The organism is Curtobacterium flaccumfaciens (assembly GCF_051548005.1).
Lineage (GTDB): Bacteria > Actinomycetota > Actinomycetes > Actinomycetales > Microbacteriaceae > Curtobacterium.
This window is the reverse complement of sequence record NZ_JBPUGH010000002.1, coordinates 53,139-79,766: the sequence shown is the minus strand read 5'-3', so window position 1 is coordinate 79,766 and position 26,628 is coordinate 53,139. Positions and strand designations below refer to the sequence as shown.

Genomic DNA, 26,628 nt, shown 5'->3' with positions numbered 1-26,628 from the left:
GAGCGACGCCGTCGCTGTCGGACGACGTCGGACGGGTCGTCCGACGACAGCACCAGCGCGGACGCCCACGGCGCGGACGGCACGTCCGGACTCCTCAGACCGGGGCGCGCCGCCGGGCCGCCTCGACCTACGCCGTCGGCGCGAGCGACCCCGTGAGCTCCTGCCCCGACGACCGCGTGACGAAGCACGAGATGAAGGTGTCGCCCTGCTGCCACGTGGACTCGTCCGGCGCGTAGGACCCCTGGACCTGCACGTCACCGACCGCCGCGGCGGCAGCGGTGTCCAGCGCGCTCGAGGTCTGGCACTGCTCGGCGGCCTGCCCGGCGAGCGCGTCCGCCCCCGGGTACGCGTCTGCCTGCACCGGCAGCCGGGCGGTGAGCTGCGCAGCGTGGGGTGCCCCGCAGTCGACGACCGTGAAGGTCTGCGCCCAGGCGTTCGTGAACGGGGAGAGGCACTCCCCGCCCGCGAGGTCGGTCCACGCGTGCTCGCCGGGCGCCGCGGGCGTGGTGGCGAACTGCAGCCCGGGGGCGGCCACCGCGGGGTCCGACGCGGCAGCCGGGGCCGAGGGCGTGGTCGACGGCGATGCGGACTGGGCAGCAGCGGTCGGCGACTTCGTCGGCGGTGTGAGGTGGTCGGCGACCGTGTTGCCCATGATCCACCTCGCGAAGAGGAACACGAGCACGAGCAGCACGACGATGAGGACGATCGCGCCGCCGATGAGGAGCTGCTTGCCGCGCGTTCCCTCGCCCTGCAGCTTCGCGAACTGCTGGTTGATGATCCCCTGCTGCGACGGCGGCGGGGTCGGGACACCCGCCGAGCGGGCGGACGACGCACCGTCCGTCGCGGACGACCGCACCGCCGGCATCATCGCCGTACCGGTCTCGTGCGGGTCGTACCCGGTCGTCCCGAGCTGGTCGACCGCGGCGGTCCCGAAGAGGTCCTTGATCGCGCTCGTGTCGCTCGTCTCGCGATCGGTCCACTCGGACTGGTCGATGTCCTCCGGCCGCACCGCTGCGGCGCCGGACCCGGTGGTCGCGACCGGGTCGGGAGCAGGGCGGTCCTCCGGGGCGGAGAGGAGCCCGTCGAAGTCCTGGCCGACGGCCGGCGGGAGGTGCGCCGGGTACGCTTCCGGAGTCGGCTCCACCAGCGGCGGGGCGGCGGTCGGCGGCACCGCGTCGTCGGGTTCGGCCCACCACGGCGTCGCGGTCGCGGAGCGCGGCGGCTCGAAGGCGACGGTGGGCGTCTCCTCCGCCTCGTCGGAGAGCGACCATCTGGTCGCGGTGGACTCCCCCGTGGTCGGCCCAGCAGCGGCCGGCTCGGCAGGCGCAGGCTCGGCAGGCGCGGACTCGGCGAGCGCAGGCTCGGCAGGCGCAGGCTCGGCAGGCGCAGGCTCGGCAGGCGCAGGCTCGGCAGGCGCAGGCTCGGCAGGCGCGGGCTCGGCAGGGGTCGACGGTCGCGTCGGTTCGACCGGGAGGCCCGTGGCCGCGTCCGGTACGGAGAGCCGCGTCGTCGGGGCGTCCGGCTCGAGGGCCATCGGTTCGGGCTGGGCAGCGGCAGCGGCAGCGGTCGCGCCGAGCGCACCGGGCGCCGCGACGGCCGGCAGACCTGCTCCGGAGGTGGGGACCTCCCCGGTGACGACCTCGTCCTCGTCGTCGGCCTCGTCGGCGAGCGACCACGACCCGGTCGCGAGCGCGCTCGTGTCGAAGGCGGTGGTGTCGTAGGCGTTCGAGGTCAGCGTCGTCGGGACCTCGCCCGTGACGTCGTCCCGCACGGCCCAGTCGAACGGCCGGTCGACCGGAGCGGCGCCCGCGTCGTCGGGTGACTGCTGCACCCGCAGCAGGTCGGTGAAGCTCGGCGGCTCGTCGGCGGAGGGCAGCGCGTCCTCGACGCCGAGGGCCTGCCGTGCCATCGGCTCGCCGACCGTCACCGCTCCCGTCCCGGTGCCGGTCGCACGGCCGAGCCAGTCGACGTCGTCGCGTCCGGTCCCGGTGGGGTCGGTTCGCCGTCGTTCCTCGTCGAGCGCGCGGGCCTCGGCGGCGCGGGCGTCGCGGTTCGACTGCGCGGTGGGGAGCTGGATCGAGCTCGGGTGCGCCTGCTGCGACGGCGCCCGGAGCTCCTCGGGCATCGAGATCGCCTGCGTGGCGTCGCCGTCGGGGACCACGGCGTCATCCGGAGCTTCGGCCGCCGTCGCGGTGTCCTCGCCGGCGGAGTCGTCATCGGAGGGCGCCGTGAACGGCTCGGGCAGCGGCGCACCGGTCTCCTGCGCGGCCTTGATCGCCTCGCGACGCTCCCGTCGGGACGGCCACTCGTCGGCCGAGCGGGGAGCGCCGAAGATGTCCGCAGCACTGCGGAGACCGTGGAACGGAGCGTCCGTGTCCGACGCGCGCCGTTCCTCCAGGCCGTCGTCCCCGCCTGCGGGGCCGGCGGTGTCCTCGGGGCGTCGCGCGTCGTCCGGACGCTCCCCGGTCACGCGGACAACCCCAGGTCGGCCAACCCGATGGCGGCGTAGTAGGGGTACCCGGCGGCCTCGATCTTCTCCTTGGCGCCGGTGTCGCGGTCGACCACGACGGCGACCGCGGCGATGATCGCGCCCTCGCGCTCGAGCGCCTCGGCGGCCTTGAGCGGCGAGCCTCCCGTGGTGGAGGTGTCCTCGAGCACGATGACGCGCTTGCCGCGGACGTCCGGTCCCTCCACCTGGCGGCCGCGACCGTGGTCCTTGGGCTCCTTGCGGACGACGAAGGCGTCGTACGTCAGGCCGCGGGCGGCGGCCTGGTGCAGCACGGCACTCGCGATCGGGTCCGCACCCATGGTGAGGCCGCCGACGGCGGCGACGTCCGGCACCTCGGCGATGAGGTCGGTCATCACCTGTCCGATGAGCGGCGCCACACGGTGGTCGAGGCTGACCTTGCGGAGGTCGATGTAGTACGACGCCTGCTTGCCGCTGGTCAGGGTGAAGTCGCCGTGGAACACGGCATCGGCCTTGATGTGGTCGATCAACTGGTCACGCACGTCAGTCACAGCGCACCAGAGTAGCCGGTCGGGGTGGTGGGGCGCTGCTGTCCTCCTGGGCGGCGCGCGCCGAGGCGCGCTCGGTACGCTCCGGAGCATGTCCCGCTCCGCACCGTCGCCAGCCGTCGAGGGGGCGCGCGCGGCGAGCGGCGGCAGGTGGGTCGCCGTCGGCCGGGAGGCACTGGGCGCCCTGGTCGCGCTGGCCCTGTCCGTCATCGCCTTGCGCCACGTCGTCGCCACCCCGCGGGTCGCACTGCTCTGGTACGACGGCGACTCGGTGCTCCTCCCGTTGGTCCGGCGTTCGCTCGACGCCGGACAACCGTTCGAGTGGGCGATGTCCCCCGCGCTGTTCTTCTTCCCCGAGCTGCCGGTCTACCTGCTCTGCTCGGTGGTGACCGCGACCCCGCAGCAGGCGCTCGCCCTCAACGGTGTGCTCGCGCTCCTCGCCGTGTACGCGCTGCTCCGTGCGGCGGCCGACGAGCTCATGCCCTCGGCCGGACGCCCGGCGCGGATCGCGGTGTCGGGTCTGGCGCTCGCGTTCGTCACGGCGCTCGTCCTCACCGAGTCGACCGCGACGGCGACGTCGCTCGAACTCGCGTCACTGCTCCTGACGACCACCTACTACTACGGCGCCGTCCTGGCGATGCTCGGCACGGCCGTGCTCGTGCTCCGCGCCGTGCGGACCGGCCGCGCATCGGTGCCGGTCCTCGTCACGCTCGGCTTCGTCGCAGCGCTGACGACCGCCTCGAACCCGCTGTACGTGCCGTGGTCCGCCGGACCGGTCGTGGTGACCCTCGCACTGCTCGCGCTGGCCCGGCGGGTGCCGTGGCGTCCGTCCGTCCTGCTTGGCGCGGTGCTGGTCGTCGGCTCCGTGGTCGGGTACCTCGTGCGGATCCCGCTCCGGCCGTTCGTGTCGCTCGACCCGTCCACGTACGTGCACCCCTCGCAGGCGGGCGGCACGCTCGCGTTCTTCGCGCAGCTCACGGACGAGCGTGCCGCGAGCGCGGCGGGGGACGCCGGCCTGCTGCTGCTGTTCGTCGGGGTGCTGCTCGCGGTGGGCGGGACGGTGTGGGCGTGGCGCGTGCGGACCTCGCGCACGGTGCTCGTCGCCACGGTGCTGCCGCTCGTGACCGTCGTCGCCGTGTCCGTGGGGGTCGTGGTCGCCGGGTCGGAGACCCCGCGGTACCTCGAACCGATCGTGACCGCCCCGCTCCTGGCGTTCATCGCGGTCGCCGAGCTGACCCGGACCGCCGTCCGTGCGACCCGGGTCCACCGGCCGTCACGAACGGTCCGCACCGTGCTCGCGATCGGCGCGGCGGCCGTCCTCGTGGCGGGGGCGGTCGCCGTCCCGGGGACCGTCCGGACCGTGTCGGACGCCCGCTACTCCGCGGCCGGCTGCCTTGACCGCTGGGCCGGGGGCCGCGACGTCACCGGGGTCGGGCAGTTCTGGACGGTCCGGCCGCTCGCGACGTACGCGGCGCGGAACGTCCAGCTGCTGCAGGTCCGGGACACCTTCGACACGTACCCGTGGTTGGTCGACCTCGGCGCCTACCGCGGGGCACGGCCGACGTTCGTGGTCATCGGCTCCGGTGACGTGTGGACCCGGGCCGTGGAGGACTCGCTCGGGGCTCCGGCGTCGATCACGCACTGCACGGGCTTCGACGTCTACGACTACGCGGGGACCGCCGGCGCGGCCGTCCTCCGCGAGCGGGTGGTGCAGAGCGCCGAGCGGACCCTGCGCGACCGGGGCTTCTGAGCTCCGCCCCGTCACGTGGCGTTCCGTCCACAGCGGCGCGCCCGCGACCCGATGTGCCTGTACGGATGTATAGGCTTCCCCCTGTGACCCGCGCCGCCAGCCACCGACCCCGCCGCCCGGCCCTCCCGCTCCGCCTCGCCGTCACCGGTCTGGCGCTCGCGGGACTCGTCGGCTCGGTCGTGCTGGACGCCCCGGTGGCGCAGGCGAAGACCTACCCGTCGTGGGACGACGTCCTCGCCGCCCGCGGCGAGGAGTCCGAGAAGCAGACGCAGATCACGAAGATCCGCGGCATCATCGACGGCCTGTCCGACGACCTCGAGGAAGCCCAGGCAGAGGCCCAGCGCCTCGGTGACGAGTTCGCGAAGGCGCAGGCCGCGGCGCAACGGCAGGCCGAGACGGAACAGAGGCTCCGGGCCGAGGCCGACGAGCACGCCGAGACCGCCGAGCAGAGCGCAGCGCAGGCCGGCCAGCTCGCCGCACAGATGGCACGTTCCGGTGGCGCGGACGTCACCGCGTCCGTCGTCGGCAGTTCCCAGGACGCCTCCGACCTCCTCTACAACCTCGGCGCCCTGAGCAAGCTGTCCGAGCAGGCCGAACGCGTCGAGGCCGCCGCCTCCGCGGATGCCTCGGTCGCACGGTCCCTCACCGCGCAGGCCGACCGCGCGGCCAAGAAGCTCGACGAACTCGCGGACGAGGCGCAGGAGCGCATGGACGTCGCGCAGGCCGCGTCCGACGAGGTCCAGGCGGCGTACGACGAACAGCAGTCGAACAAGGCCCGACTCGACGCCCAGCTCGCGACCCTGACCTCCGGTCGTGTCCGGTCCGAGAAGGAGTTCGCGGAGGGCGAGGCGATCCGCAAGGCGGCGGAGGAGAAGGCTGCGCGCGAAGCCGCCGCCCGTGCCGCTGCTGCTGCGGCCGCGGCGGCGAACAGCGGCGGCGGCTCGTCGGGTGGCGGCTCCGGTGCCTCGGGCGGCTCGAGCGGTGGGTCCTCGGGTGGCTCGGTGGGATCCGGCTCGGGCACGGGTTGGGTCCGACCGGCGAGCGGCGGCATCACGAGCCCGTACGGCTACCGCGTGCACCCGATCCACGGCGGCGTCATCTTCCACGACGGCGTCGACCTCGGCAGCCCGTGCTCGTCGGCCATCGTGGCAGCGGCCGCCGGGACGGTCGAGTACGTCGGCTGGTACGGCGGCTACGGCAACTACGTGCGGATCGCCCACGCCGGCGGGATCACGACCGCGTACGGCCACATCGTGAACGGCGGCTTCCGGGTGTCGCCCGGGCAGCGCGTCTCGGCCGGGCAGCTCATCGCGCTCGTGGCTCCACGGGGAACTCGACCGGGTGCCACGCGCACGTCGAGGTCCACACGGGCGGCGCCACGATCGACCCCGTGCCCTTCCTCCGCGCTCGCGGCGTCGGCATCTAGCGGACGCGGGCGGCCGCGCACCGCGGCGCGTTCGCGCCCGTGCGTTCGCGCTCGTGCGTTCGCGCCAGCGCTGGCACCGGCACCGGCACGTGCACCGGGACCTACCCCGGCGTCAGTGCACGCGGTCCGGCTTGCCCGAACCGACGCCCCCGCGGGCGATCTCGAGCAGGACCGGCAGCCGCTCGCCGAGCAGCGCATCGAGGTCCGCCACGATCGCCTCGACCCGCTCGGTGAGCTCACGCGGCCCGGCCCCGCGGCGCGGACGCACCCGGATCCGGACGGCACGACGGCCGCGCACCCGGTAGACGTCCACGGCGAGCGACGCCACCTGCGGCAGCGCACCGACCGCTGACGACAGGGCGTGCTGCACGGCCGCGGCATCGATCCGTACCGATCCCGCGACGCCGTCGGTGCCACCGTCGTCCTGCACGACCGTGCCGGTCCGTCCGCCGCCGAGCGTGCTGAGCACCACGAGGGCGAGCACGCCGACGACGACGGCTCCGCCGAGGACCGCGGTCCACGCGACGAGCGACGGGTCCTGAGCCGCTCGCGCGCCGAGGTCGGCGAGGCCCGGTCGTGCGAGGTCGTGCCAGACCCCGGCGGCGACCGGGACGGTCTGCACGAGGACGGCTCCGGCGCCCGCGACGAGCAGGGCGAGCCCGACGAGGACGAGAGCGATGCGTCCGACGACGCGGTTCGTGGCGTTCACCCGTCCACCCTCCCGGTCGGCTGCACGCGGACGTGCGGCGTCACCGTGGGCTGCGCCGCGACGGCGTCGAGCTCCCGCTGCACGGCCTCGGTGGCGTCGATCACGGGCACGTCGACGCCGGCGGCAGGGCGCAGCACCACGTCGACCGTCCGGCGTCCCACGGTGCCGACGGCCGCGTCCGGGCCGAGACGGGTGGCGGAACGGGCCGCGCGGGCGGCGGCGGACGCGAGCACCTCGTCGTCGACGACCACCGCGAGTCGGTCGGACGGCAGGGTGTGCCGGGGTCGTCGCTGGGGCAGGAGTCCGCGGAGCAGGAAGACCAGCCCGACGACGGCGACGATCGCGCCGATGGTCACCACGACGGTCGTGTCGAGGCCGGCAGGGGCCCGCGCGGCCGTGTCGATGACCGCTCGGGGATCGACGCCGAGGACCCGCTGACCGAGGAGGACGACGGCGGCTGCGAACACGACCGCAGCGGCGAGCAGGACGACGAGCAGCATCGCGACGACGACGGTGCCCGAGCGGGACGCCGAGGTCTCCCGGCGGAGGACCCGCCGGTACACCCGCTCGTTGCCCGCGGACGGTGCGTCGATCCCGCGGGTCGGGGCGCCGGTCGGCGCGGCGCTCACCGCACCCTCCTCGGCACCTCGACGACCGACGACGCGTACGTCACGTCCACGCGCTCCACCTGCCGCCCGGTGATCGTGTGCAGCCGCTCGGCGATCGTGCCGCGAGCGCGATGGGCGGTCCGGAGCACCGGCTCGGGAGGGACGTTCCCGGAACCCAGCGCGGGCACGACGAGCGGGGCCGTGATCTCGACCGCGAGCGAGCCGTGCCCGTCGTCGGCGACCCGGGCACGGACCTCCCGGAACGGCGCGCGGAGCGCCTCCGAGGCGACCGCCTGGGCGGTGTGGACGAGTGCGGCGGGACCGATGCGGTCCCACCCGGGCACGACGCCGCCGCTACCGGGACCGCCGGCCACGACGGCGGCGCTCACGACGAGCTCCGGCGTCCGCGCAGCACGTCGACGAGTCGCCGCACGTCGAGGTCACCGCTGACGATCCGGCCGACGAGGGCGCCGACGAGCATGAAGACGGCGACGACGACGAACGCCCAGAAGCCGAGCGTCACGGCGACGATCGCGAGGACCGCTCCGACGCCCGCCCCGACGACGGTGCCGTTCATCGCACGCGACCCTCGGAGTCCTCGGTCGCAGCCGGCAGCCCCGGGATCTCGACGTCGTTGATCGCGACGTTGACCTCGGTGACCTCGAGTCCGACGAGGTCGGTGACCGCGGTGGTCACGGCCTCGCGGACCGCGGAGGCGACCTGCATCATCGGCACCGGGTACTCGACGACGATCGTGACGTCGACCGCCGCCTGCGTCTCGCCCACCTCGACGCGGACGCCCTGCCCGAGGTCGCTCGACCCGATGGCGTCCCGGATCGCTCCGAACGCGCGTGCTGTGTTGCCGCCCAGGGCGTGCACGCCGGGCACGTCGCGGGCTGCGATGCCGGCGACCTTCGCCACGACGGCGTCGTCGATGAGGGTCTTGCCCTTGGTGGTCACCTGTGTCGTCGTGGTCCCGGTGGTGGTCCCGTCGACGCGGTTCGTGGTCGATGCCATGGGGGGGGTCTCCGATCTGATCCGGTGGTGCACACCAGCGAACACCATCCCACCGGGGAGGGACCGGTAGGTTCGGACCCATGCGCGTGGCGACCTGGAACGTGAACTCCGTCCGCACCCGAGTGGGGCGGATCGTCGACTGGTTGGTCCGTGAGGACGTCGACGTCCTCGGCATGCAGGAGATCAAGTGCAAGCCCGAGCAGTTCCCGACGGAGGCGTTCGAGGCCGCCGGCTACCAGGTCGAGGCGCACGGACTGAACCAGTGGAACGGCGTCGCCTTCGCCAGTCGGCTGCCGATGGAGGACGTCACGCGGGACTTCCCCGGCCAGCCGGGCTTCCTCAAGGGGCACGAGGGGCCGGACCTCCCGGTCGAGGCCCGCGCGATCGGCGTCACGGTGGACGGCGTCCGGCTCTGGAGCCTCTACGTGCCGAACGGCCGTGAACTCGGCGACCCGCACTACGCGTACAAGCTCGACTGGCTGGCGCAGCTCGCCGATCGCACGTCGGAGTGGCTCACCGAGGACCCGCAGCTGCCGCTCGCACTGATGGGCGACTGGAACGTGGCGCCGCTCGACCAGGACGTCTGGGACATGGCGGTGTTCGAGGGGGCGACCCACGTGAGCGGGCCGGAGCGGGCCGCGTTCCGGGCGTTCGAGGAGCGGGGGCTGCAGGACGTCGTGCGCCCGATCGTCCCGGACGGCTACACCTACTGGGACTACAAGCAGCTCCGCTTCCCCCGGAACGAGGGCATGCGCATCGACTTCGTCCTCGGCTCGCAGGCCTTCGCGGACGTCGTGACCGACGCGGCGATCCACCGCAACGAGCGGAAGGGCGACGCCCCGAGCGACCACGTGCCCGTGACGGTCGACCTCGACCTCGACACCTCGCTCGACGACGACCGCCCGATGATCTTCTGACCCCCGCGGGGTCACGAGCGCACGCGGCGTCGCGACCGCGTGCCCGCTCGCGGGCGCGCGCACCGAGCGGGCCGCGAGCACCGAGCGGGTCGCGAGTGCGGGCCGGTTCGCGACCCGACGCCGGCCTGGAGGCACGGTGCGGGCCCGCCTCGCGCCTCTAGGCCGCCGGTGGGTCACGCCGGACAGCGCGCTACGGGTGGAGCAGGGCCGCGATCGCCACGAGCACCGGCACCGACCCGACGGTCGAGACGAGCACGACGTCCCGGGCCACCGGCACGGCAGCGCCGTACCGCTGCGCGTAGTTGAAGACGTTCTGCGCCGACGGCAGCGCTCCGAGCGTGGTGAGCACGAAGACGTCCTGCGCACCGAGCCCGAACACGAACCGCGCGAACACGAACGCCACCGCCGGCATGACCACGAGCTTGATGGCGGACGCCACGACGACGTCGGTCCGGATCGCCGGGTCCCGCAACGGTGCGGCTCCGTGCAGGCTCATCCCGAACGAGAGCAGCACCACGGGCACGGCGGCCGCCCCGACGAGCGAGAACGGCTCGAGCACGGGCGCGGGCAGCTCGACGTGCAGCGCACTGAACGCGAGCCCGACGAGCGACGCGATGATGATCGGGTTCCGGAACGGCCCGGCGATGCGGCGCCCGAGGCTGCTCGAGCCGGCGGTCGCGGTGTCGAGGACCGTCAGCGCGATGGGCGCGAGGACGATGAGCTGCAGCAGGATCACCGGGACGACGGCGGTGGCCTGCCCGAGGACGTACACGGCAACCGGGAGCCCGATGTTGTTCGCGTTGACGTAGCTCGACGCCAACGCTCCGACCGTCGTCGTCGTGAGGGACCGCCGGAGCAGCACGCGGAACACGATCGCCGCGCCGAGCGCCACCACGAGCGCGCTGACGAGCGACACCCAGAGCACGGGCGAGAGGAGCGCGGCGATGTCGGCCGTCGCGATGGTGTGGAACAGCAGGCACGGCATGAGCACGAAGAACGCGAGCCGGCTCATCACGAACTGGGCGTGCGGGCCGAGCAGGCCGGTGCGCCCGACGACGTACCCGGCGCCGATGATCGCGCCGATGATCGCGAACCCGGTCAAGACGCCACCCATCCCGTCCATCCTGGCACCTCGGCTTCATGTGACGTCGTACAGCCCGGAAATGCGAACGCATCGAATACCGTTGACGGCACCATGACCTCGCAGACGCTCACCCGCTCGACCGACTCCAGCCAGCCCCTCGTGCCGCTCCTCGAGGAGCGTTGGAGCCCGCGTTCCTACGACGAGACCGCGACCATCGACGACGCCGCGTTCGACGCCGTCCTCGAGGCCGCTCGCTGGGCGGCCTCGGCGATGAACCACCAGCCGCGCCGCTTCATCGCCGGCCGCCGTGGCACCGAGACGTTCCGGAAGATCAACGAGAACCTGCTCGGCTTCAACGCTGCGTGGGCGTTCCGTGCCAGCGCGCTCGTGGTCGGCGTGCTCGAGACCGTGACCGAGGACGGCGAGGAGCGCCCGTTCGCGCAGTACGACCTCGGCCAGTCGCTCGCGGCGCTGACCGTGCAGGCGCACGCCGAGGGCCTGCACGTGCACCAGATGGCGGGCATCGACGCCGAGGGCCTCCGTGCCGCGTTCGACCTGCCGGAGCGTTTCCTGCCCTACACCGTGACGGCGATCGGCACGGTCGCGGACCCGTCGCAGCTCGACGACAAGGCCGCCGAGCGCGAGGTCGCACCGCGCACGCGTCTGCCGCTCGACGAGGTCGTCCTCGTCAAGGAGTAGCCGGCAGCACGTCGTACCGACGGCCGGGTCCCGATGGGGCCCGGCCGTCGTAGTATGTACTGACATGCAGAACGAGATGAACTTCTACACCCGCAAGTGGGTCCGCCCCGAGGACCTCAACGCCAACGGCACGCTGTTCGGCGGCAGCCTCCTGCGCTGGATCGACGAGGAGGCCGCGGTCTACGCGATCATCCAGCTCGGCAACGGCAAGGTCGTGACGAAGTACATGTCCGAGATCGTCTTCGTGTCGTCCGCGCGGGAGGGCGACATCGTCGAGATCGGCCTCGTCGCCACCCGGTTCGGCCGGACCTCGCTGACGATGCGGGCGGAGGCGCGGAACCTCTTCACGCACCGCAGCATCCTGACCATCGACGAGGTCGTCTTCGTCAACCTCGACCAGGACGGCAACCCGGCGCCGCACGGCTGGACGGACATCACCTACGCGCGCGACCGCGTGCCGGCGACGCACCGGGCCTGACCAGCCGCACCGCGCACGTCGCGCGGCTCGCGCGCGCACCGCACGCCGCACGCCATGCGCACGCCGCACGCACGCCGCACGCACGCCGCACGCTCGTCGCGGGGGTCCGCATCCGACCCGCACCGATGCCCGCACGGACCGTTCGTCCGGTCCGTCTCTGGCAGGATCGGTCCCATGACCACGCCCCGCCTCGTCGCCTTCGACCTGGACGACACCCTCGCCCCGTCGAAGTCGCCCCTCGACCCCCGCATGCTCGAGACCTTCGCGTCCCTGCTCGAGGTCGTGCCGGTCGCCGTGATCTCCGGTGGCAACTTCCACCAGTTCGAGCAGCAGCTCGTCACGCCGCTCCGGCACCGCGACGGCCTGACGCTCGACGACCTCCACCTCCTGCCGACCTGCGGCACTCGGTACTACCGCTGGCAGGGCGACGACTGGGCCCTGCAGTACGCCGAGGACCTCACCGACGAGCAGAAGGCCCGCGCCCTCGCCGCCGTCGAGGAGCAGGCGAAGCGGGCCGGCTACTGGGAGGCGACGACCTGGGGCGACATCCTCGAGGACCGCGGCTCGCAGATCACGTTCTCGGCTCTCGGCCAGACGGCTCCGGTGGACGTGAAGAAGCAGTGGGACCCGACCGGCGAGAAGAAGGACCACCTGCGTCGCCTGGTGCAGGAGCAACTCCCCGACCTCGAGGTCCGCTCCGGCGGTTCCACGAGCATCGACATCACCCGCAAGGGCATCGACAAGGCCTACGGGATGCGCCGCCTCGCCGAGATCACGGGCATCGCGCTCGACGACATGCTGTTCGTCGGTGACCGCCTCGACCCCGAGGGCAACGACTACCCGGTGAAGGCGCTCGGCGTCCCCTGCCACGCGGTGGAGGGCTGGGAGGACACCGACGCGTTCCTGACGGAGCTGATCCCGACGCTGCGCTGACGCGCACCGCGACGGACGGGAGGCCCGTGGCGGATCCGCCACGGGCCTCCCGTCCGTCCGTCTGGTCGCGCTGCGCACGCATCCGCGCGGTCAGGGGATGCTGCGGACCGCTTCGACGAACGCGCGGATCTTGGCGGCGTCCTTGACGCCTCGCTCGGACTCGACGCCGCTGGAGACGTCCACGCCGTCGGGGTCGAGCGCCTCGACCGCGGCCACGACGTTCGCCGGGGTGAGCCCGCCCGCGAGGATCCAGGCCTCGTCCACCTTGCCCACGATCGACGACGCGTCGACGAGCCGACCGCTGCCCGGGACGGCGGCGTCGAGCAGCAGGAGGTCGTGGTCGAACGCGGCGCGCTGCTCGGGCGTCTCACGCAGGTAGTCCTCGGTGCTGACGGCGCGGATCGTGAAGAAGCCGGCGTCGCGTGCGCGGGCGAAGTCCGTCGCGGACTCGCCGCCGTGCAGTTGGAGGGTGGTCAGGCCGACCGCCGAGGCGATGCCGACGACCTCGTCGATCGGCTGGTCACGGAAGACCCCGACGGCGTCGATGCCCTCGGGCACCCGCTCGACGAGCTCCTTCGCGAGGTCCGCCGTCACCGTGCGGGGGCTCCCCGCGGCGAAGACGAACCCGACCGCGTCCGCGCCGGCGTCCACGGCGGCGTCCACCGTCTCGGGGGTCGAGAGGCCGCAGATCTTGATCCAGCGCTGATCGGTCATGCCGTCCATCCTGCCAGGGAGCACAGGCGCGGTCGCACCCGTGTCAGTGCAGCATGCCCGCCAGGTAGGACGCCCCGCACGCCGCGAGCAGGCCGAACATCGCGAACCCACCGAGCAGCACGTTCCGTCGACGCCACCGCTTCACCGAGTCGAACGTGCCGCGCTTGGCGTGTCGGTGTGCGGCGCGGTGCAGCTTGTGCGCCCGCAGGTGCTTCTCGCGGTCGGGCCCGAGCGGCACCGGTCCGGTGATCTGCGTCGAGCCGCCGCGCAACGCGTTCGCCACGGCCACCGCGGTCGGACGACGCTCGGGGTCGCGGGCGGTCATGCGCTCGAGGAGGTCACGCCACTCCGACGCGACGCCGTCCGGGACCTCCGGGTCGCGGCGGAGTCGGGCGAGGGCGGCCTCGATCAGGGTGCCGGAGTACTCCTGCTTGCCGGTGAGGGCCTCGAGCAGGACGAGTCCGAGCGAGTAGACGTCCGTCGCGAACCCGATCGGCTCGCCAGCGACCTGCTCGGGGCTGAGGTACGCCGCGGTGCCGATGATGGTGCCGTCGTTCGTCAGGCGTGAGCCGTCGACGAAGTGCGCGACGCCGAAGTCGGTGAGCTTGACGGTGCGTGCGAAGCCGGACGAGCCCTCGTCGCTGATGAGGATGTTGGCGGGCTTGACGTCACGGTGGACGATGCCCCGCGAGTGCACGTACGCGAGGGCGTCGGCCAGCTGCGCCCCGAGGTCGGCCACCTCGTAGTTGTGCAGCGGACCCTCGGCGAGTCGGCGCAGCAGGGTCGTGTCGGCGATGAGCTCCATGACGATGAAGCGGTGCGGGCCGTCCTCGAAGTCGTGGGTGCCGGCGTCGTAGAGCGGGATGAGCCCGGGGTGCGAGAGCATGCTGAGCAGCCGGATCTCGCGCTCCTGGCGGACCCGGTCGGCGGTCGTCATCGTGTCCGGCGTCGCGAACAGCTTCACCGCGACGAGGCGGTAGGTGTGCTCGTCGCGTGCTTCGTAGACGGTGCCCATGCCACCGGTGCCGATGAGCCGGACGAGTCGGTAGCGGCCAGCGAGGACCGTCTCCGCCCGAGGGCTGTCCAGCAAGGTCATGTGCACGTCGTTCCGTCGGGAGTCGGGAGCAGCAGTTGCCTTCGGGTTGACTCACCCAGTACGGTACGCGCCCGCGGGCAATCCCGCGGGCTCGTTACGACATCGTGATGCCCCGTGCTTCCCTGTGTCCGCGCGGATCGGCCGGTGTAGGCATGACCGAAACGGATGAGCGTTCACGCGCAAGGAGGACACGATGGCGCTGTCGAAGGGCGACGAGGTGCACTGGAACACCTCGCAGGGCAAGACGACCGGCAAGCTGGTCGAGAAGAAGACCAAGGACTTCACGTTCGACGGTCAGGACTTCAAGCCGAAGGACGACGACCCGTACTGGATCGTCGAGTCGGAGAAGTCGGGCAACAAGGCTGCCCACAAGGAGTCGTCGCTGGAGAAGGCCTGACGGGTCAGTCGCCGGCCGGGGTGGCGCGGCGTCGACCGCGACCACCCTGTCCGGCACGATCTGCCCGGCCCGCTCCGTCCGATGTCGGTGCTCGGCCGGCGCGCTCGGCCCGGGCACGTCGGACCCGGCGCACGATGAACGTCACCACGACGACCGCGATGGCGACGTAGAGCGCCCGGTCGATCCACTCGGTGTACTGCTCGACCTTGTCGTACTGCGTCCCGAACGCCGCACCGAGCAGCACGAGTGCGCCGTTCCAGATGCCGCTCGCGATGATCGTGAAGACCGAGAACGTGCCGAGGTGCATCCGGTCCGCTCCCGCCGGCAACGAGATGAGACTGCGCACGATCGGCACGAAGCGGCCGAAGAACACGGCGCTCTTGCCGTGCCGGTGGAACCAGTCGGCGGCCTTGCGGAAGTCGTCCTCGTCGACGAGCGGGAGGCGCCCGAGGAGCCGCACGGTCCGCTCGAACCCGATCACCGCGCCGAGCCAGTAGAGGACGAGCGCCCCGAGGTAGGACCCGAGGGTCGCCGCGACGAGCACGAGCACGAGGTTCATCTGCCCCGCGCCCGCGAGGAACCCGGCGAGCGGCAGGATGACCTCGGACGGGATCGGCGGGAAGACCGTCTCGACGAAGAGCATGAGCGCGACGCCCCACTCGCCGAGGGCGTCGATGAGCTGCAGGACGAGTCCGGAGAGCCCGCCCATCTCGGAGTCGGCGGCGGCTGCGGAGCGGGGCAGGACAGTCGTCATCCGCCGATCATCCCTGAGCGGCCTGTCAGACTCCGGCGCAGGACCTGAGCGTCAGCCGAGGCCCATGTGGGAGCTGCGCACGTGGGTCAGCGAGCGGGCGAGGGCACCACGGGCCACCGCGTCGCGACCGACCGTCGAGGGCACGACCTCGACGGGGTGCCGGAGCTCGGGGGTCACGAGCTGCTCGAGCGCCTCGGCGAAGACGTCGGCGGCGGGCAGGACCTCTCCCCCGACGACGACGATCTGCGGGTCGAGCGTCGTGACGAGCTGCACGACCCCGGGGACGACGTCCGCCGCGAACGCGCGCACGGTCTCGACCGCTGCCGCGTCACCGTGCCCGGCCGCCGTGAAGACCGACTCGAGGTCCGTGCCGGGCGCGATCCGTGCCTCCAGGCGGGCCGGAGCGGACGGCCAGCCGGTCGAGGCGAGGCCGCCCACCTCGCCCGCGGCGCCGCGCGCACCGCGCGCCAGTGACCCGCCGACGACGTAGGACGCACCGATCTGCCGCCCCATGACCAGGTAGAGCGCGTCGTCGACGTCGCGGAACCGTCCCCACATCGCCTCGGCGGTCGCCGCGAGCTTGGCGTCGTTGTCGAAGAAGGTGGCGGTACCGGGGAAGAGGTCCTGGATGCGGCCGGGCACCCGGGACTCCACCCACTGCGGCACCGCGACCGTGTAGTCGATCGCGCCCGAGCGGTCGACGACCGCTGGGACACCGAACGTCGCTGCGAGGACCCGCTCGGGGTCGATGCCCTCGGTGAGACGCTGCACGACGTCCTGCACGCTCGTCCAGGCCTCCTCGGCGCTGGTGAGGTCGGCGTAGCGCTCCTCGACCCGGGCGGTCGTCGCCCCGCGGAGGTCCGCCCGCAGCCCGACGATGCCGTGCAGACCGAGGTCCACGCCGAGGACCGCTCCCGCCGATGCGTCGGCGGCGAACCGCTTGGCCCGCCGCCCGGCCTTGTTCGGGGTGGCGATGGCCTCGGCCTCGGCGACCCAGCCCTCGTCCACGAGGTCGGCGAGTGCCGCCTCGACCGTCGGACGCGAGAGCCCGATCGTCCGGCTGAGCTCGGTGACCGTACGGGAGGCGTCTTCGCGGAAGAGCTCGTCGAGGATCGCGCGCGAGTTGATCAGCCGCAGCACGCCGGGGGTCGTCCCCACCACGGTGCTCGGGAGCGTTGACACGGTCTCTTCCACGGCCATAGCCTCCATATTACGAAAGACCATTGAGGAATGGTGGACCTGACATGCTCATCCCCCGCCCGCGCCGTACCGAAGCGGGAACCGGCGCCTTCGAGATCACCGCGTCGACCCGCATCGCTGCCGACGACGACACCGCGTCGGTGCGACTGTACCTGCAGCAGACCCTCCGCGGCTCGACCGGCCTGCCGGTGCGCGACGCGGAACGTCACGACGGAGCCGACGTCATCGCGCTGCGGGTCGCTTCCGCGGCGGAGCTCGAGACCCTGCCGGCCGGACCCGCGGCCTCGGCCAGCGGCCCCGCGTCGGCTCCGGGCGACCGCAGTGAGGCCTTCCGGCTCACGGTCACGCCCGACCGGATCGAGGTCGTCGGCGGCTCGGCCGCCGGGGTCTTCTACGGCGTGCAGGCGCTGCTGCAGTCGCTGCCCGCCGACGTGTACCGGCACGGCCGGGTCGGGACCGGCCCGTGGACGGTCGCCGCAGCGGTCGTCGAGGACGCGCCCGCGTTCGCCTGGCGGGGCGTGATGCTCGACGTCTGCCGACACTTCCGGACGAAGCACGAGGTCATGCGCGTCGTCGACCAACTCGCCGCGCACCGGATCAACCGTCTGCACTTCCACCTCACGGAGGACCAGGGCTGGCGCATCGAGATCCGGAAGTACCCGCGCCTGGCCGAGGTCGGGTCGTGGCGTCGCGAGTCCCAGGTCGGCGCGCACGTCCCGGACGCGGACGGCGTGCTCCGTCCCGCGGCGTTCGACGGACGCCCGCACGGCGGCTACTACACGCAGGACGACATCCGCGAGATCGTCGCCTACGCGGCCGACCGGTTCGTCACGGTCGTGCCCGAGATCGAGACGCCGGGGCACGTCCGCGCCGCCCTCGCCGCGTACCCGGAGCTCGGCGTCCACCCCGACCGGCCCGTCGAGGTCTGGACGGAGTGGGGCATCGCGGACGACGTCCTCAACGCCGAGGAGTCCACGATCGCGTTCTTCCAGGACGTCCTCGACGAGGTCGTCGCGCTCTTCCCGAGCCCGTACATCGGCATCGGCGGCGACGAGTGCCCGAAGGTGCAGTGGGAGCAGGACCCCCGGACGCAGGAACGCATCCGGGAGCTCGGCCTCGCCGACGAGGAGCAGCTGCAGGCGTGGATCATCGGCCGGCTGGCGGCACACGTCGAGTCCCGCGGACGTCGTGCCTTCGGGTGGGACGAGATCCTCGAGGGCGGCACGCTGTCCTCCTCGGCCACCGTGCTGTCGTGGCGCGGGCTCACGGGAGCGCGGACGGCGGCGAAGCGCGGGCACGACGTCATCTCCTCCCCCGACGACCAGGCGTACCTCGACTACCGGCAGAGCGACCTGCCGACCGAGCCGATCCCGGTGTCGATCGTGCTCTCCGTGGACGACGTCTTCGCGTTCGACCCGGTGCCCTCGGGCCTGACCGACGCCGAGCGCGCCCACGTCATCGGCGGCCAGGGCAACATGTGGACCGAGCACGTCGACACCGCCCGGAAGCTCGACTACCAGCTGTTCCCCCGCGTGGCGGCGCTGTCCGAGGCGCTGTGGTCCGCGGACGTCTCGGGGCCGCGCGACGTTGTGGAGTTCCGTGGACGGCTGGCGGAGCACACGGCGCGGCTCGAGGCGATGGGGATCGAGTACCGGCACGAGGCGGGGCCGTTCCCGTGGGAGCAGCGTCCGGGCGTGCCCGGTCGGCCGCACTCGCGCGAGGAGCGCGCCGCCTACATCGACGCGGTGACCGCGAACATCGCGGAGTAGGCGCCGTAGTGTGCCGCCAGGCTCCGACCTGGCGCTCAGCCGTCCGCGGTCTGCGGCCTGCGGCCTGCGGCCTGCGATCGAGGTTCCGAGACTCGCCGCTCAGCTTCACCGAGGTTCCGCGGATCGCCCTGCCGGGCCTCCAGATGCCAGGATTCCGGCATCTGGAGGCTGGCCCCGCGCCTCGCGCCTCGCGCGCCGCGCCCCGCGCCCATCGCACCCCACAACGGACGGGAGGCACGGTGCCTGCTGGCACCGCGCCTCCAGTCCGTCACGTGGTGACGTCGACTACACCGCGACGGGAGCGCGCTGGCCCACCGTCTCGGCCGCGACCGCGGCCTCGGAGCCCGCAGCGGCCTCGTCCACCGGACGACGACGCACCCACTTCTTCAGCCCGACCAGCACGAGCGCGGAGACCACGGTGCCGGCGAGGATCGCGACGATGAACATCCAGATGTTGCCGATCGCGAAGAAGACGAAGATGCCGCCGTGCGGTGCCCGCGAGGTCACGCCGGCCGCCATCGAGATCGCACCGGTCACCGCGGCACCGACCATCGACGCCGGGATGACCCGCAGCGGGTCGGCCGCGGCGAACGGGATCGCGCCCTCGGAGATGAACGACGCGCCGAGCAGCCACGCGGCCTTGCCGTTCTCCCGCTCGGGCTTCGTGAAGCCGCGGCGGTAGAGCACGGTCGAGGCGAGCGCGAGGGCCAGCGGCGGGACCATGCCCGCGGCCATCACGGCGGCCATGATCTCGAACGGCACGACGTTGGTGGCCGAACCGGCTCCGAGGCCGGCGACGGCGAACGCGTACGCCACCTTGTTCACCGGACCACCGAGGTCGAACGCCATCATCAGGCCGAGGATGATGCCGAGCAGGATCGCCGATGCGCCGGACAGCGAGTTCAGCCACGCGGTGAGCTGTGTCATGACCCAGGCGATCGGTCCGCCGAGCACGAGGAGCATGAGTCCGGAGGCGATGATCGACGCGAACAGCGGGATGATCACCACCGGCATGAGGCCACGGAGCCAACGCCAGGTCGGGATGCGCCCGATCCAGTACGCGGCACCACCGGCGATGAGACCACCGACGAGCCCGCCGAGGAAGCCGGCGTTCATGAAGACGGCGACCGACCCGGCAACGAACCCCGGCGCGATGCCCGGACGGTCGGCGATGGCGTACGCGATGTACCCGGCGAGCGCTGCGACGAGGAAGCCGAGCGAGACGCCACCGATCTGGAACGCTGCCGCGCCGAGGTAGTAGGCGAGCCCCTCCGGCGGGAGGTTGACGAGCGTGTAGTTCGTCAGCGTGTACACGGCGTTGTTCTGGCCCGAGTCGCCGTGCTGCAGCGCGATGCCGTAGCCGGCGAGCAGGAAGCCGAGCGCGATGAGGAGACCGCCGCCCGCGACGAACGGGATCATGTAGCTGACGCCCGTGAGCAGCCAGCGCTTGAGGGCCTGCCCGAAGTGCTCGTCGGTCTTCGTGGTCTCCGAGGTGGCTGCGCCGCCCTGGACGCGCGCGGCGTTCGGGTCGTCGGCGGCCCGGATCGCCTCGGCGATCATCTTGTCGGGCTCGTCCACGCCGCGCTTCACCGGTCCGGACACGAGCGGCTTGCCCGCGAAGCGTCCACGGTCGCGCACGTCGACGTCCACCGCGAACACGACGGCGTCGGCCCGGGCGATGAGCGCCGGGTCGAGCGGCTCGACCTGCGAGGACCCCTGCGTCTCGACGTGCATCTCGGCACCGGCGCGCTGTGCCGCGGCGACGAGGGCGTCGGCGGCCATGTACGTGTGCGCGATGCCGGTCGGGCAGGCGGTGACGCCCACGATGACCTTGCGAGCACCCGCGCTGGCGTTGCTCGTGGTCGCGTCGCCGGATGCGGCCTGCGTCGACGGGACGGCGGCCGGCCGGGAGGCACTGGTCGCGTTCCCGACACCGGCTGCGGCGACCTCGCCGCCCACCTCGCGCTGGACGAGGTCGACGATATCCTGCGGGGTCGACGCGGCGCGGAGCGCCGCGGTGAAGTCCTCGCGGATGAGCGCCCGGGCGAGCGTCGACAGGACCGTGAGGTGGTCCTTGTCGGCGCCCTCCGGCACGGCGATCATGAAGACCACGTCGGCGTCGCCGTCCGGGGCGCCGAACGGCACCTTCCGGGCGAGGCGCGTGAACGCGAGGGTCGGGCTCGACACCGAGGCCGACCGCGCGTGGGGGATCGCGATGCCGCCGGGCACGCCCGTGCCGACGCTGGCTTCGCGCTTGATGGCGTCCTCGGCGAGGGCGCCACCGTCGGCTGCGCGGCCGGTGGCGGCGACTCGGTCGGCGAGGACGCGGATGACGTCGGTCGACGTCGCTCCGAGGTCCTCGTCGAGGCCGACGAGCTCAGCGCTGATGAGGCGCTGCGTCGTGTCTGCGGACATGGGTTGCTCCTTTGCAGTGGCGCCTGGGGCGCGGGCCGTGCTTCGTGCTGCGGTGTGGGGGTGGTGCTCGGGTGGTGCGGGTCAGACCGGTTCGGACGCCGCGACGGGTGTCGCCGCCGCGGTCACCGATGGCTCCGGTGTGTCGGGGACCGCGGTCGTCTCGGTCCGCAGTCTGCGGACCTCGATGGCCGAGGGGTCGGTGTGGTCGAGTGCGGGGACGTCGCTGCCGGGGAGCGCGGCTGCTGCCGCTCCGGTCGCGACGGCCTGGGCGAGGCGCTCCTCCGGCCGCGCTCCCGCGACCTCGGCGAGCAGGTAACCGGCGAGGGAGGAGTCTCCCGCGCCGACGGTCGAGCGGGCGACGATCCGCGGTGCGGCGGCGGCGTGTGCGCCGTCGGGCCCGACGAGGACGGCGCCGGCGCTGCCGAGGGTGAGCAGGACGGTGTCGACACCCCGTGAGCGGAGCCGTTCGGCTGCCGCGGCCGCGGCCTCGAGGTCGCGCTCGTACTCGTCGGGGTCGCCGCCGACGACCTCGGCGAGCTCCTCGGCGTTCGGCTTCACCAGGTCGATCCGCTCACCGGACTGCAGCAGCGCGGTGAACGGGACGCCCGAGGAGTCGACCGCGATCCGGACGTCCTCACCGTGCCGTGCGCGGACGGCCCGGACCAGCTCGGCGAGCGCGTCGTCCGGCAGTCCCGGCGGCAGCGACCCGGCGAGGACGACCCAGCGGGCACCGGGCCCGGTCGGCGTCGGCCCCGCGGCGTCGGCCACGAGGGCCGCGAACTCGTCGAGGCGACCAGCGAGGGACGGCCCGGGTTCGTTGAGCTTCGTGGTGGTGCCGGTCGGTTCGGTGACCGTGACGTTCGAGCGGAGCGGCAGGCCGATCGGCATCGCGGCGGTGGGGATCCCGCGGGTCGCGAGGCCGATGAGCACCGGGTCGAGCTCGTCGCCGGGCAGCACCGCGACGGTGTCTCCGCCGCTCGCGACCACGACGCGGGAGACGTTGACGCCCTTGCCGCCGGGCTCCGCCGTCGACCGCGTTGCGCGCTGGACGGCACCGCGCTGGAGTTCGCCGGCGAGCTCGATCGTGCGGTCGAGGCTCGGGTTCGGCGTCACGGTGACGATGCGCGTGCTGCGGGTCGTGCTGTTGCCCTGGTCGGTGTTCATGCGACGACCACCTCGACGTCCGCTTCGGCGAGCGCGCCAGCGAGGTCCGCCGGGGGCTCCTGGTCGGTGACGATCGTGTCGACCTCGTCGAGCCGAGCGAAGCGCATGAGGGCCTCGACCCCGTGCTTCGCCGCGTCCGCGAGCACCACGGACCGGCGAGCCGAGACGACGTAGGCGCCCTTCACGGCAGCCTCGTACTCGTCCGGCGTGCTCAAGCCGAAACCAGCCGAGAGCCCGTTCGTCCCGACGAACGCGATGTCGGGCCGGAGTGCGCCGATCTGCTCGACCGTGGCCGTTCCGACCGCGGCGCTCGTGACACCACGGACCCGGCCGCCGAGGAGGTGCAGCTCGACGTGCTCGCTGTGCTGCAGGACGCTGGCGATCGGCACCGAGTTCGTGATCACGGTGATGGTCGCTCCGGCCGTGGCGGGCTCCCACCGGGCGAGTTCCGCGGCGACGGCCGCGCAGGTGGTTCCCGCGTCGAGGCTGATCGAACCGGTGAACGTCGGCGGCACGAGACGCATGGCGGCCCGGGCGATCGCGGTCTTGGCGGAGCCGTGCTGCCCCTCGCGCTCGGCGACGCTCAGCTCGACGACGCTCGACCGTCCCACCGGCACCGCTCCCCCGTGCACGCGGCGCAGGACACCGGCGGACTCGAGGGCGTCCAGGTCACGCCGGACCGTCTCGGTCGTGACGTCGAAGTGCTCGGCCAGTTCGGCGACGGACACGCGCCCTGCCGACAGCAGCGAGGCGGCGATGGCGTCGTGCCGCTCGGTTGCGTACATGCCCGAACTCCTTCGTTCCCGTGGGTTTCGAGCACTGTACGCCGCAAACCCACACGATCGCAACTCTTCCGCCGCAGAACCAACACGACCACAGACGAACGCCCCGCCCTGCACACGGCAGGACGGGGTGTTCGGGCACGAGCACCGGTGCCGACTACCCCTTGACGGCGCCCGCCGTCATCCCGCTGACGAGCCGCCGCTGCACGATGAGGAAGAACACCACCACTGGGATCGAGAACAGCACCGACGCCGCCATCAGCCCGCCGAAGTCAGTCCCCTTGTTCGTCGAGAACCCGGCGAGCCACACCGGCAGCGTGTACATCCCCTGGTCCTTCAGCATCACGTACGCCGTCAGGTAGTCGTTCCACGCGGCGATGAACGCGAACACGCTCGTGGCGATCACCCCCGGCATCACGAGTGGGAACAGCACGCTCCACAGGATCCGGAACGTCCCCGCGCCGTCGACCTTCGCCGCTTCCTCGATCTCGACGGGCACGGCCACGAAGAACCCGCGCATCACCCAGATCGAGAACGGCAGCACACTCGCCACGTACGCGAGGATCAGCCCGACGTAGCTGTTCAGCAACCCGAGGGTCTGGAACGACAGGAACAGCGGGATCAACAGCGCGCCGGAGGGGATCATCTGCACGAACAGGATCGCCACGAGGATCGCCCGACGACCGCGGAACCGGAACCGCGACAGCGCAGCCGAGGCCAGGAACCCGACCACGATCGAGAGCAGCACCGCCGCGACCACGACGATCGCCGAGTTCCGCAGGTAGACGAGGAAGCCGTCCTGCGTGAGTGCACGGGTGAAGTTCTCGAGCGTCGGCCGGAGCGGCAACCAGATCGGCGTCAGGGTGGTGACCTCGTCCGCGGGCTTGAACGCGGTGTTCACCATCCAGTAGATCGGGAACACCCAGACCAGGCAGAACACGACCGCGATCGCGTTCGCGACCACGCGCGGCTTCCGCCGTCGCACACGCACCGGCGCGGCGGCGCCGTCCCGTCCGCCCGGCCTGGAGGCACGCCCCGCCCCCGCCACGGCTGCTTGCGCCTCCGACGCGGTCACCCCGGTGACCCCGGGTGTCGATGTCGTCGTCACAGGTCTTCCTCTCCACTGCGCACGAGCCGGCGGATGTAGTAGCTGGTGAGCGCCCCGAGGATCAGGGTCGAGATGACGGCGATCGCGGCCCCCTGCCCGTACGCGTTCGACACGAAGGACTTCACGAACGTCCAGATGCCGAGCGTGAGCGTGGTGTCCTCCGGGCCGCCCCTGGTGAGCAGCCAGATCTGGTTGAAGACGTTGAAGTCCCAGATCACCGAGAGGATCGTGACGAGGAGCAGCGTCGGCACGAGCGCGGGGAGCGTGATCGCCCGGTACATCGCCCACGCCGAGGCCCCGTCGAGGGCACCCGCTTCGTAGTACTCCGGCGCGATCTGCGACTGCGCGGCGTACAGCGTGAGGGCCACGAACGGCACCGCCTGCCAGATGACGAGCGAGAGCACGATCGCCAACGACTGCCCCGGCGTCGAGGCCCAGTTGTCCTGCGTGTGGTCCCCGAACACGCCGAGCTGCGTGATCATCCAGTTGAGCACCCCGTAGAACGGCTGGAAGAGCCACTGCCACACCAGGCTCGACGCCACGTTCGGCATCGCCCACGCCAACACGAGCACCACGCTGACGACCGTCCGCATGACGACGCCGAGTCGGGTGAGCAGCTGCGAGACGGCCATGCCGATGCCGATCGTCCCGACCACCATCGCCCCGGTGACGAGCACGGTCCGGAGGATGACGGGCCAGAAGCTCGCGTCGGTCAGGACGTTCGTGTAGTTCGTGAACCCGGCGAACCCGGCCTGCCCCGTGAAGATCGCGCGGAGCCCGTAGTCCTGGAAGGAGATGACCAGCAGCCGCACGAGCGGGTACACGACCAGCGCGAGCAGCAGGATCGCGGCCGGTGCCAGCAGCACGAGCGGCGCCCGCGACGCCGTCAGCGGCCGCCGACGGCGACCGGGACCTCCGGTCGAACCGGCGCCTGACGGACCCGCCCCGCTCGAACGACCCCGACGCGAGCCGCCACGCCGGGTGTCCGGCCCGACCGAGGCCGGACCGGACACCCGCTCAGCAGTGGAGGTCATCGACTACTGCTGCGCGTTCAGCGCGGACGTGAGGTGCTCCGAGAAGCCCTCGGCTGCCTGCTGGGGTGTCTTCCGCCCCGTGGCGATGTCCGCGAACATCGTCTGGAAGCTGGAGTCACCCTCGATCGTCGCCCAGCCCGGGGTCGCCGGGGTCGGACGGCTCGTCGAGGCTGCCTCGAAGTACGGCTTGTGGAGCTCGTCCACGTCACCGGCCACCGCATCGAGCAGCTGCGTCGAGTTCGGCTCCCACCCGTCGACCCCGAAGACCTGGTCCTTCTGGAACTCCTTCGAGGTCAGGATCTTCATGTAGTAGAGCGCGAGCTCCTGGTTCTGCGACTTCGCCGGGATGCCGAGGTCGGAGCCGCCGAGGAACACCGGCTGGGTCTTCCCCTCGGTCGCGGACGGCATCGGGAACGTGCCGATCTGGTCCTTCAGCTCGGGCTTGGCAGTCGTGATCGACCCGATCTCCCACGCCGACCCGAGGATCGCCGAGGTGTTGCCCTGCGCGAAGACGTCGGACTCGGCCGGCTTGTCGGTGTTGATGTCCTGCGTGGACTTCGCCGAGTACGAGTTCTGGAAGTCCTTCCACGCCGTGAGGCCCTTGACGGCATCGGCGGAGTCGATCGCTCCGGTCCACTTGCCGCCCTTCTCGGTGGCGATCTGCCCGCCGGCGTCCCACACCCACTGCAGGCCGCCGTACCAGTACTGCCCGGGCATGTAGAACGCGGAGAAGTCGGCCTGCGGGTTCTTCGCCTTCACCTTGTCGAGGTCGGCGGTGAGCTCGTCGTACGACTTCGGCACGTCGGTGACCCCGGCGTCCGCCCACGTCTTCTTGTTGTAGATCACCGCGCGGTTGCCGGCGAACAGCGGAGCGCCGTAGAGCTTGCCGTCGACGGTCGCCGGGCCCTCGAGGCCGGACAGCCACGTCTGCCCGTCCTGCAGCTCCTTCTTGTACGGCGACAGGTCCATGAGGCCGCCCGTCGCCGCGTACACCGGCACCTGCGTGTTGCCGAGGTCGACCACGTCCGGCGCGTCCTGTTGCGCGAGCGCCGTCGTGAGCTTCGTCGTGATGCCGTCCCACTGCTGGAGCTGCAGCTTCACCTTGGCCCCCGTGGCCTCGGTGAACTGCTTCTCGGCGACGTCGAGGATCTTCGGGCTGAGGTCCCCGTTCATGATCCACACGGTGATGGTCTTGCCCTTGCCGTCGGGTGTGCCGATGGACTTCGTGCCGCCGTCGGAAGCTCCGTTGCTTCCGGCGGAGCACCCGGTGAGGGCGAGCGCGCCTGCGAGGGCGAGCGCACCGAGTGCGGCGAAACGCGTGCGTGTCACGTTGACTCCCTTGGTCCGACCTTTATGAAAGGACGTTGCGTATTGGTGAGTAAAGACCCATCACACGGGGATGTCAACACCGGATCGCAAGCCTGTGGACAGTCGCGATCCGCATGTTTCCGGGGGATCACGGATGTCGAACAGATCGGGATGCAGCCTTGACGAACTGGTCATGACCAGGCATCATCTGCACCTCGATCGAAGACAGACGGGAGGCCCGTGGCGATCCC

General features: G+C 72.2%; 25 protein-coding genes. 8 read left to right on the top strand and 17 right to left on the bottom strand.

Going from position 1 to position 26,628, the window contains the following annotated elements; genetic code table 11:
* Positions 1–127: 127 nt before the first annotated feature.
* Positions 128–2,470 carry a septum formation family protein gene (locus ACSW7Y_RS00795; protein WP_438124457.1) on the bottom strand — a complete coding sequence of 781 codons (2,343 nt, stop codon included), beginning with the start codon at positions 2,468–2,470 and terminating at the stop codon, positions 128–130.
* Positions 2,467–3,018, bottom strand: coding sequence for an orotate phosphoribosyltransferase (gene pyrE, locus ACSW7Y_RS00790; protein WP_438124456.1), 552 nt, complete (start codon positions 3,016–3,018; stop codon positions 2,467–2,469). Before pyrE ends, ACSW7Y_RS00795 begins: the two co-directional genes overlap by 4 nt.
* Before the next feature lie 88 nt (positions 3,019–3,106).
* Here pyrE and ACSW7Y_RS00785 point away from each other — a divergent pair, with 88 nt between their 5' ends.
* Together ACSW7Y_RS00785 and ACSW7Y_RS00780 are read left to right on the top strand one after the other, a co-directional pair.
* Complete coding sequence (locus ACSW7Y_RS00785) at positions 3,107–4,765, top strand: hypothetical protein (RefSeq protein WP_438124455.1); 1,659 nt, start codon at positions 3,107–3,109, stop codon at positions 4,763–4,765.
* Between the two features lie 83 nt (positions 4,766–4,848).
* Entirely contained in the window at positions 4,849–6,543 is a 1,695-nt protein-coding gene (locus ACSW7Y_RS00780) for a peptidoglycan DD-metalloendopeptidase family protein (RefSeq protein ID WP_438124454.1), read from the top strand.
* Between the two features lie 353 nt (positions 6,544–6,896).
* Here the strand turns inward: ACSW7Y_RS00780 and ACSW7Y_RS00775 are convergent, their stop codons facing one another.
* From ACSW7Y_RS00775 to ACSW7Y_RS00760, 4 genes are read right to left on the bottom strand one after another with little or no spacing between them, the layout of a single operon-like run.
* Positions 6,897–7,529 (bottom strand): hypothetical protein, encoded by a 633-nt coding sequence (locus ACSW7Y_RS00775; RefSeq protein ID WP_438124453.1) that lies wholly within the window; start codon positions 7,527–7,529, stop codon positions 6,897–6,899.
* Complete coding sequence (locus ACSW7Y_RS00770) at positions 7,526–7,897, bottom strand: hypothetical protein (protein WP_438124452.1); 372 nt, start codon at positions 7,895–7,897, stop codon at positions 7,526–7,528. The genes ACSW7Y_RS00775 and ACSW7Y_RS00770 overlap by 4 nt, the downstream gene beginning before the upstream one ends.
* On the bottom strand, positions 7,894–8,085 hold the full coding sequence (locus ACSW7Y_RS00765; protein WP_058725186.1) for a DUF2273 domain-containing protein: 192 nt from the start codon (positions 8,083–8,085) through the stop codon (positions 7,894–7,896). The genes ACSW7Y_RS00770 and ACSW7Y_RS00765 overlap by 4 nt, the downstream gene beginning before the upstream one ends.
* The gene (locus tag ACSW7Y_RS00760) at positions 8,082–8,525 is read right to left on the bottom strand and encodes an Asp23/Gls24 family envelope stress response protein (RefSeq protein ID WP_438124451.1); all 444 of its coding nucleotides are present in this window, start codon (positions 8,523–8,525) and stop codon (positions 8,082–8,084) included. The genes ACSW7Y_RS00765 and ACSW7Y_RS00760 overlap by 4 nt, the downstream gene beginning before the upstream one ends.
* Before the next feature lie 80 nt (positions 8,526–8,605).
* On the opposite strand from ACSW7Y_RS00760, the gene ACSW7Y_RS00755 reads away from it, so the two are divergent.
* Positions 8,606–9,442 carry an exodeoxyribonuclease III gene (locus ACSW7Y_RS00755; protein WP_438124450.1) on the top strand — a complete coding sequence of 279 codons (837 nt, stop codon included), beginning with the start codon at positions 8,606–8,608 and terminating at the stop codon, positions 9,440–9,442.
* A gap of 190 nt (positions 9,443–9,632) precedes the next feature.
* On the opposite strand, the gene ACSW7Y_RS00750 is transcribed toward ACSW7Y_RS00755, so the two are convergent.
* Positions 9,633–10,556 carry an AEC family transporter gene (locus ACSW7Y_RS00750; protein WP_438124449.1) on the bottom strand — a complete coding sequence of 308 codons (924 nt, stop codon included), beginning with the start codon at positions 10,554–10,556 and terminating at the stop codon, positions 9,633–9,635.
* 81 nt (positions 10,557–10,637) lie between these two features.
* On the opposite strand from ACSW7Y_RS00750, the gene ACSW7Y_RS00745 reads away from it, so the two are divergent.
* From ACSW7Y_RS00745 to ACSW7Y_RS00735, 3 genes are all read left to right on the top strand, one after another.
* Positions 10,638–11,225 carry a nitroreductase family protein gene (locus ACSW7Y_RS00745; protein ID WP_290132882.1) on the top strand — a complete coding sequence of 196 codons (588 nt, stop codon included), beginning with the start codon at positions 10,638–10,640 and terminating at the stop codon, positions 11,223–11,225.
* A 64-nt stretch (positions 11,226–11,289) separates the two neighbouring features.
* On the top strand, positions 11,290–11,703 hold the full coding sequence (locus tag ACSW7Y_RS00740) for an acyl-CoA thioesterase (RefSeq protein ID WP_438124448.1): 414 nt from the start codon (positions 11,290–11,292) through the stop codon (positions 11,701–11,703).
* A gap of 174 nt (positions 11,704–11,877) precedes the next feature.
* The gene (locus ACSW7Y_RS00735) at positions 11,878–12,636 is read left to right on the top strand and encodes an HAD-IIB family hydrolase (protein ID WP_438124447.1); all 759 of its coding nucleotides are present in this window, start codon (positions 11,878–11,880) and stop codon (positions 12,634–12,636) included.
* Between the two features lie 90 nt (positions 12,637–12,726).
* On the opposite strand, the gene ACSW7Y_RS00730 is transcribed toward ACSW7Y_RS00735, so the two are convergent.
* Together ACSW7Y_RS00730 and ACSW7Y_RS00725 are read right to left on the bottom strand one after the other, a co-directional pair.
* Positions 12,727–13,350 carry a phosphoribosylanthranilate isomerase gene (locus ACSW7Y_RS00730; protein ID WP_438124446.1) on the bottom strand — a complete coding sequence of 208 codons (624 nt, stop codon included), beginning with the start codon at positions 13,348–13,350 and terminating at the stop codon, positions 12,727–12,729.
* 43 nt (positions 13,351–13,393) lie between these two features.
* Complete coding sequence (locus ACSW7Y_RS00725; RefSeq protein ID WP_438124445.1) at positions 13,394–14,446, bottom strand: serine/threonine-protein kinase; 1,053 nt, start codon at positions 14,444–14,446, stop codon at positions 13,394–13,396.
* 193 nt (positions 14,447–14,639) lie between these two features.
* Here ACSW7Y_RS00725 and ACSW7Y_RS00720 point away from each other — a divergent pair, with 193 nt between their 5' ends.
* Positions 14,640–14,843 (top strand): DUF2945 domain-containing protein, encoded by a 204-nt coding sequence (locus tag ACSW7Y_RS00720; protein ID WP_438124444.1) that lies wholly within the window; start codon positions 14,640–14,642, stop codon positions 14,841–14,843.
* Positions 14,844–14,847: 4 nt separating this feature from the next.
* Here the strand turns inward: ACSW7Y_RS00720 and ACSW7Y_RS00715 are convergent, their stop codons facing one another.
* Both ACSW7Y_RS00715 and ACSW7Y_RS00710 read right to left on the bottom strand, forming a co-directional pair.
* Positions 14,848–15,597, bottom strand: coding sequence for a DedA family protein (locus ACSW7Y_RS00715; protein ID WP_438124443.1), 750 nt, complete (start codon positions 15,595–15,597; stop codon positions 14,848–14,850).
* Between the two features lie 51 nt (positions 15,598–15,648).
* Positions 15,649–16,791, bottom strand: coding sequence for an ROK family transcriptional regulator (locus ACSW7Y_RS00710; protein ID WP_438124442.1), 1,143 nt, complete (start codon positions 16,789–16,791; stop codon positions 15,649–15,651).
* 50 nt (positions 16,792–16,841) lie between these two features.
* Here ACSW7Y_RS00710 and ACSW7Y_RS00705 point away from each other — a divergent pair, with 50 nt between their 5' ends.
* Positions 16,842–18,566 (top strand): beta-N-acetylhexosaminidase, encoded by a 1,725-nt coding sequence (locus tag ACSW7Y_RS00705; RefSeq protein WP_438124441.1) that lies wholly within the window; start codon positions 16,842–16,844, stop codon positions 18,564–18,566.
* Between the two features lie 285 nt (positions 18,567–18,851).
* On the opposite strand, the gene ACSW7Y_RS00700 is transcribed toward ACSW7Y_RS00705, so the two are convergent.
* From ACSW7Y_RS00700 to ACSW7Y_RS00675, 6 genes are all read right to left on the bottom strand, one after another.
* Positions 18,852–20,981 (bottom strand): PTS fructose transporter subunit IIABC, encoded by a 2,130-nt coding sequence (locus ACSW7Y_RS00700; protein ID WP_438124440.1) that lies wholly within the window; start codon positions 20,979–20,981, stop codon positions 18,852–18,854.
* Positions 20,982–21,062: 81 nt separating this feature from the next.
* Complete coding sequence (locus ACSW7Y_RS00695; RefSeq protein ID WP_438124439.1) at positions 21,063–22,145, bottom strand: 1-phosphofructokinase family hexose kinase; 1,083 nt, start codon at positions 22,143–22,145, stop codon at positions 21,063–21,065.
* On the bottom strand, positions 22,142–22,930 hold the full coding sequence (locus ACSW7Y_RS00690) for a DeoR/GlpR family DNA-binding transcription regulator (protein WP_438124438.1): 789 nt from the start codon (positions 22,928–22,930) through the stop codon (positions 22,142–22,144). The genes ACSW7Y_RS00695 and ACSW7Y_RS00690 overlap by 4 nt, the downstream gene beginning before the upstream one ends.
* Before the next feature lie 154 nt (positions 22,931–23,084).
* Complete coding sequence (locus ACSW7Y_RS00685; RefSeq protein WP_438124437.1) at positions 23,085–24,035, bottom strand: carbohydrate ABC transporter permease; 951 nt, start codon at positions 24,033–24,035, stop codon at positions 23,085–23,087.
* A complete protein-coding gene (locus ACSW7Y_RS00680; protein ID WP_438124436.1) occupies positions 24,032–25,069 on the bottom strand; it encodes a carbohydrate ABC transporter permease in 1,038 nt (345 codons plus the stop codon). The genes ACSW7Y_RS00685 and ACSW7Y_RS00680 overlap by 4 nt, the downstream gene beginning before the upstream one ends.
* A 3-nt stretch (positions 25,070–25,072) precedes the next feature.
* On the bottom strand, positions 25,073–26,398 hold the full coding sequence (locus ACSW7Y_RS00675) for a sugar ABC transporter substrate-binding protein (protein WP_438124435.1): 1,326 nt from the start codon (positions 26,396–26,398) through the stop codon (positions 25,073–25,075).
* Between the last annotated feature and the right edge of the window lie 230 nt (positions 26,399–26,628).

Coding starts and splice junctions, on each gene's coding strand:
- ACSW7Y_RS00745 (WP_290132882.1), top strand. CDS start 10,638: ATGACCTCGCAGACGCTCACCCGCTCGACCGACTCCAGCCAGCCCCTC.
- ACSW7Y_RS00695 (WP_438124439.1), bottom strand. CDS start 22,145: ATGAACACCGACCAGGGCAACAGCACGACCCGCAGCACGCGCATCGTC.
- ACSW7Y_RS00750 (WP_438124449.1), bottom strand. CDS start 10,556: ATGGGTGGCGTCTTGACCGGGTTCGCGATCATCGGCGCGATCATCGGC.
- ACSW7Y_RS00690 (WP_438124438.1), bottom strand. CDS start 22,930: ATGTACGCAACCGAGCGGCACGACGCCATCGCCGCCTCGCTGCTGTCG.
- ACSW7Y_RS00730 (WP_438124446.1), bottom strand. CDS start 13,350: ATGACCGATCAGCGCTGGATCAAGATCTGCGGCCTCTCGACCCCCGAG.
- ACSW7Y_RS00760 (WP_438124451.1), bottom strand. CDS start 8,525: ATGGCATCGACCACGAACCGCGTCGACGGGACCACCACCGGGACCACG.
- ACSW7Y_RS00735 (WP_438124447.1), top strand. CDS start 11,878: ATGACCACGCCCCGCCTCGTCGCCTTCGACCTGGACGACACCCTCGCC.
- ACSW7Y_RS00755 (WP_438124450.1), top strand. CDS start 8,606: ATGCGCGTGGCGACCTGGAACGTGAACTCCGTCCGCACCCGAGTGGGG.
- ACSW7Y_RS00785 (WP_438124455.1), top strand. CDS start 3,107: ATGTCCCGCTCCGCACCGTCGCCAGCCGTCGAGGGGGCGCGCGCGGCG.
- ACSW7Y_RS00680 (WP_438124436.1), bottom strand. CDS start 25,069: ATGACCTCCACTGCTGAGCGGGTGTCCGGTCCGGCCTCGGTCGGGCCG.
- ACSW7Y_RS00700 (WP_438124440.1), bottom strand. CDS start 20,981: ATGTCCGCAGACACGACGCAGCGCCTCATCAGCGCTGAGCTCGTCGGC.
- ACSW7Y_RS00725 (WP_438124445.1), bottom strand. CDS start 14,446: ATGACCTTGCTGGACAGCCCTCGGGCGGAGACGGTCCTCGCTGGCCGC.
- ACSW7Y_RS00715 (WP_438124443.1), bottom strand. CDS start 15,597: ATGACGACTGTCCTGCCCCGCTCCGCAGCCGCCGCCGACTCCGAGATG.
- ACSW7Y_RS00765 (WP_058725186.1), bottom strand. CDS start 8,085: ATGAACGGCACCGTCGTCGGGGCGGGCGTCGGAGCGGTCCTCGCGATC.
- ACSW7Y_RS00720 (WP_438124444.1), top strand. CDS start 14,640: ATGGCGCTGTCGAAGGGCGACGAGGTGCACTGGAACACCTCGCAGGGC.
- ACSW7Y_RS00705 (WP_438124441.1), top strand. CDS start 16,842: ATGCTCATCCCCCGCCCGCGCCGTACCGAAGCGGGAACCGGCGCCTTC.
- ACSW7Y_RS00740 (WP_438124448.1), top strand. CDS start 11,290: ATGCAGAACGAGATGAACTTCTACACCCGCAAGTGGGTCCGCCCCGAG.